Source organism: Bradyrhizobium genomosp. I (2014), assembly GCF_000261685.1.
In the GTDB taxonomy this organism is placed as follows: Bacteria; Pseudomonadota; Alphaproteobacteria; order Rhizobiales; family Xanthobacteraceae; genus Bradyrhizobium.
Map to the genome: position 1 here is coordinate 1 of NZ_AJQE01000216.1, position 3,342 is coordinate 3,342.

Here is a 3,342-nt window from a genome sequence, read left to right on the forward strand (position 1 = left end):
TCGCCGGTGCGGGTCTCGACCTTGATCGGCAGCGTCATCTCGGCGATCGGCCGCTCCAGATTGCGCGCGATGTCGACGGCGAGCGCCTTGAGCGGCGAGATGTAGAGGGTGTGCAGGCCGCCGGCGCGTTGCACGCTGCGGCCGGTGGAAACGAGGTTTCCCTTCGCACCCGCGTCTCGTTTGACCGACTGCGCCGACAGCTCCACCAGCGTCGGCAGAAACCCTGCGAGCGTCTTGCCGGCGCCGGTCGGCGCGATCAGCAGGGCCGAGCGGTCCTCGCGCGCCTTCTCCAGCAGCGCCAGCTGATGCGTGCGCGGCGACCAGCCGCGGGCCGCGAACCATTGCTGGAAGCGGCTTGGCAGCAGCGTGGCCGGCTCGGCCGATGCTTGGAGAGTACGGGGCGGCACGGCATGACAGGTAAGCCGTAGGTGTCGCTTCGTCGAGGGGTGCTACCCTCCCCGCCTGAACGAGGAGGGTCAGGGGTCTCACGCTCCGGTCGGCACCTGGTCCAGAAATCCGGTTACGCTGCTGATGCGCCCCTCCCTCAGCACCGCAAAATCAGTGCCTTTGATCGGGCTGTCCGCGGCGCCATCGGGACCAAGTCCCCACGAAAAGCGGATGTGATCACCGTAGCCGTTGGGCTCGCCGATCAGCTTGAATTTGAAATCGGGAAAGCGCTGCTGCACGCCTGCGATCAGCGCTTCGACGCCGTCGCGGCCGTCTCCCCTCATTAGCGGATCGACATAGCTCGCGTCCGTCGTCCAGTTTTCGCTGAGCAATTCGCGGCGTCGGCCGGCCGTGCGCGCGTTCCAGAGCTCGATATAGCCGCGGGCGATGGTGACGGGATCGGTCATGGTGCTCTCCTTCGATGGTGCCGTGTTCGGCTGACCGTCACTATCGATGGATCACGCGCGCGGATCGATTACCTTGGAGGTCATCGGTGTGTGCAAAAAACGAAGCGCGACGATGATCTCGTCGCGCTTCCGTCGCATCCCAATTCCGCGAAAATTACTTGGCCGCCGTGACCATGATCTCGACAGTGTATTGCGGGGCGGCCAGCTTGGCTTCGACGGTTGCGCGCGCCGGGGTGTTGCCGGGCGACACCCAGGCGTCCCACACTGCGTTCATCTCGCCGAAGGTCTTCATGTCGGTGATGTAGATCGTTGCGGAGAGCAGCTTCGACTTGTCGGTGCCGGCCTTGGCGAGGTGGCCGTCGATGGTCGCCAGGATGTCCTGGGTCTGCTTCGTCACGCTTTCGCCGGCCGCCTTGTTCGCGACGACGCCGGCGAGATAGACGGTGTTGCCGTGCACGACGACCTGGCTCATGCGCGGACCGGTTTCAAAACGCTGAATGCTCATTGGGGATCTCCTCACTGGAATGGCGGCCCTGTCTAGCCCAGCACCTCGCGCTCTGCCACCCCAGGCACGCATGTGTTGCCCGGCACGCATGCGGCGGATGCGTCACCGCGATGCATGCGTCGCTTTACGGAAACCGGCTGAAGAACGTCCAGATCGTCTCGGCACCGTCGATGTCAGCGTTCTGCGGCCCCAGCAGGCCGGCGGCGACCTTCGGGAAGCGGGCATCCGGAGAGAATCCGGGCACGCGATGGCCGCCATGATTGACACGATAGAGCACCACGTCGTGTCCCCGGGGGCAGCGTGAGGAGATCCGCGTGACCGTGGAATGGTCTGCCGGCGCCCTGTCCGGCAAATCAGTCACCTCAGTGTCATCGGTCTCGCAGCCATTGAGACTGCGCCAGAACGCCAGCGTCTCGTCCGTCGACCAGAATCCGTCTGCGGCAAAATAGCTCGCTCCGCGTCCACCGCCGTAGGGGACCAGCAGGTCGGCGGTGCCGTTCATGAGCAGCATCGGGACCGGCCGTGATGGATGGCACGTGACGGCGGCCTCGTCGGTGAGATTCATGATCACGCTCGCAGCCGCCGCAAACAAATCGGCGCGTGCGCAGGCCATGGTCATCGCCATGGCGCCGCCATTGGAGATGCCCGCGACGAAGACCCGCCTTGCATCGGCCGTGCCGTCGGCCACCAGCTTCTCGACGAGCCTTGCGATGAAGCCGACGTCATCGGTACCCGCCGGCGGTCCGCGCAGGGCCGGTCCCACCTTCGTTCGTGCGTCCGCCCATGCATTGTTGAGCCCGTCCGGAAAGACCACGGCCAGGCCCTCGCGCTTTGCAACCTGCGGCCAGGCCGTCCGCGTGATCATGTCGGCACCGCGCTGGGTCTTGCCATGCAGCACGATCACGAGCGGTGCGGGCCTCTTGGCCGGCAGTTGCGCGGTGTAGGAGCGCTTCACACCGTTGACGTCGATCGTAACGGCGGACGCAGCTGAAGCTGCCGCCAATGAAGCGGCCAGCGCCGCGATGCGCATCCATCGCCGCACGACCTAACCCACCGCCTTGGCGGCGGCACGGCCCGCATTGCGGCCCGAGAACAGGCAGCCGCCAAGAAAAGTGCCCTCCAGCGAGCGATAGCCATGCATGCCGCCACCGCCGAAGCCGGCAGCCTCGCCGACGGCGTAGAGGCCGGGAATGACGCGGCCCTCTTCCCCGAACACGCGGGAATCGAGATCGGTCTCGAAGCCACCCAGCGTCTTGCGGGTGAGGATGTTGAGCTTCACCGCGATCAGCGGTCCGTGCGCCGGATCCAGAATCCGGTGCGGCGAGGCGGTGCGGATCAACTTGTCGCCGATGTAGCGGCGCGCATTGTGGATGTTCATGACCTGCGCATCCTTGACGTAAGGATTGGCGATCTCGCGGTCGCGCGCCTCGATCTGCATCTTGATGTGCTCGAGCCTCAGGAGATCACTGCCGGCGAGCTTGTTCATGGCCGCAACGAGCTCATCGAGCCTGTCGCGGACGATGAAGTCGACACCATGGCTTTTGAACGCCTCCACCGGCGCCGGCGCGCCCTTGTTGGTGGCGCGGCGCAAGGTCATGCGCCAGCTCTTGCCGGTCAGGTCGGGGTTCTGCTCCGAGCCCGAGAGCGCAAACTCCTTCTTGATGATGCTCTGGGTCAGGATGAACCAGGAATAATCATACCCCGTGGACATGATGTATTTGAGCTGGCCGAGCGTGTCGGAGCCCGGGAACAGCGGCGCAGGCAGCCGCGTGCCCGTGGCGTCGAACCACATCGAGGACGGGCCGGGCAGGATGCGGATGCCGTGGCGCGGCCAGATCGGTGACCAGTTCTGGATGCCCTCGACATAGTGCCACATCCGGTCGCGGTTGATCAGCCGCGCGCCGGTCTTCTCCGTGATGCCGATCATGCGGCCGTCGACATGCTCGGGCACGCCGGAAATCATGAATTTCGGCGGCTCGCCGA

The 3,342-nt window shown here is 65.5% G+C and carries 5 protein-coding genes; all 5 read right to left on the reverse strand.

All coding sequences use genetic code 11. The features are described 5' to 3' along the window. Positions 1-407, reverse strand: a 407-nt coding sequence (locus tag IC50_RS20810; RefSeq protein WP_035708960.1) for a DEAD/DEAH box helicase, incomplete at its 3' end; no start/stop codon positions are given. A gap of 78 nt (positions 408-485) precedes the next feature. Beyond that, the gene (locus tag IC50_RS20815; protein WP_035708962.1) at positions 486-854 is read right to left on the reverse strand and encodes a nuclear transport factor 2 family protein; all 369 of its coding nucleotides are present in this window, start codon (positions 852-854) and stop codon (positions 486-488) included. Between the two features lie 154 nt (positions 855-1,008). Continuing rightward, positions 1,009-1,359, reverse strand: coding sequence for a RidA family protein (locus tag IC50_RS20820; RefSeq protein WP_027575148.1), 351 nt, complete (start codon positions 1,357-1,359; stop codon positions 1,009-1,011). Positions 1,360-1,483: 124 nt separating this feature from the next. Next, the gene (locus tag IC50_RS20825; RefSeq protein WP_085973880.1) at positions 1,484-2,401 is read right to left on the reverse strand and encodes an alpha/beta hydrolase family esterase; all 918 of its coding nucleotides are present in this window, start codon (positions 2,399-2,401) and stop codon (positions 1,484-1,486) included. A 3-nt stretch (positions 2,402-2,404) separates the two neighbouring features. After that, on the reverse strand, positions 2,405-3,342 hold a 938-nt coding region (locus IC50_RS20830), incomplete at its 5' end, for an FAD-binding dehydrogenase (RefSeq protein WP_035708967.1).

Bases quoted from the DNA above. Each gene is read 5' to 3' on its own strand.
- IC50_RS20820 (WP_027575148.1), bottom strand. From the start codon at position 1,359: ATGAGCATTCAGCGTTTTGAAACCGGTCCGCGCATGAGCCAGGTCGTC.
- IC50_RS20815 (WP_035708962.1), bottom strand. From the start codon at position 854: ATGACCGATCCCGTCACCATCGCCCGCGGCTATATCGAGCTCTGGAAC.